The organism is Streptococcus sp. HMSC061E03 (assembly GCF_001813505.1).
Taxonomy (GTDB): Bacteria; Bacillota; Bacilli; order Lactobacillales; family Streptococcaceae; genus Streptococcus.
In genome coordinates this window covers 151,479-152,278 of the sequence record NZ_KV812797.1, presented here as the reverse complement: position 1 = coordinate 152,278, position 800 = coordinate 151,479, and the positions used below count along the sequence as shown (strand labels likewise).

General features: G+C 43.9%; 1 protein-coding gene and 1 pseudogene. Both read right to left on the bottom strand.

Annotation, left to right across the window (positions count from 1 at the left end):
• A pseudogene (locus tag HMPREF2917_RS11845) lies at positions 1 to 434 on the bottom strand (MSCRAMM family adhesin SdrC); the annotation flags it as partial.
• Positions 435 to 467: 33 nt separating this feature from the next.
• Positions 468 to 695: a hypothetical protein gene (locus HMPREF2917_RS11840; protein ID WP_176745961.1), complete on the bottom strand. Its 228-nt coding sequence runs from the start codon at positions 693 to 695 to the stop codon at positions 468 to 470.
• Between the last annotated feature and the right edge of the window lie 105 nt (positions 696 to 800).

Genomic DNA, 800 nt, shown 5'->3' with positions numbered 1-800 from the left:
GAATCAGCATCAGTATCTGCGAGCCAATCAGCGTCATTGAGCGAATCAGCTTCTGAATCAGCATCAGTATCTGCGAGCCAATCAGCATCATTGAGCGAATCAGCTTCTGCATCTGAATCAGCATCGCAATCTATTTCAGAATCACAATCAGCTTCAACAAGCCAATCAGTTTCTGAATCAACATCAGCGTCTGAGTCAGCATCAGTATCAGCTTCAACATCAACGTCTGAATCTGTTTCAGCATCTGAGTCAGCGTCAGCGTCATTGAGCGCATCAGCATCTGAGTCAGCATCAGTATCAGCAAGCCAATCAGCATCATTGAGCACATCGGCTTCAGCATCAGCATCTACTTCAGCAAGCCAATCAGCGTCATTGAGCGCATCAGCATCTGAGTCAGCATCAGTATCAGCAAGCCAATCAGCATCATTGAGCACATCGGCTTCAGCATCAGCATCAGTATCTGCTAGTCAATCAGCGTCATTGAGCACATCAGCTTCTGAATCAGCATCAGTATCTGCTAGCCAATCAGCATCATTGAGCACATCGGCATCAGCATCAGCATCAGTATCTGCAAGCCAATCAGCATCATTGAGCACATCGGCTTCAACATCGCTTTCTACATCTGTATCACAATCAGCATCTAATTCTTCATCAAATTCTGAAAGTGAAACACCTAAACAAGGTGAAGTAATCATCACTTATGTAGATACAAAAGGTAAAGTGATTAAAGATCCTCGTCAAGATACACCAAACTCACCATATGATACTCCATATAACACAACTGAGGAAGGTGAAAAACC

What these genes read in the sequence shown, in the direction of transcription:
- HMPREF2917_RS11840 (WP_176745961.1), bottom strand. Translation starts at nt 695, where the DNA reads ATGATTACTTCACCTTGTTTAGGTGTTTCACTTTCAGAATTTGATGAA.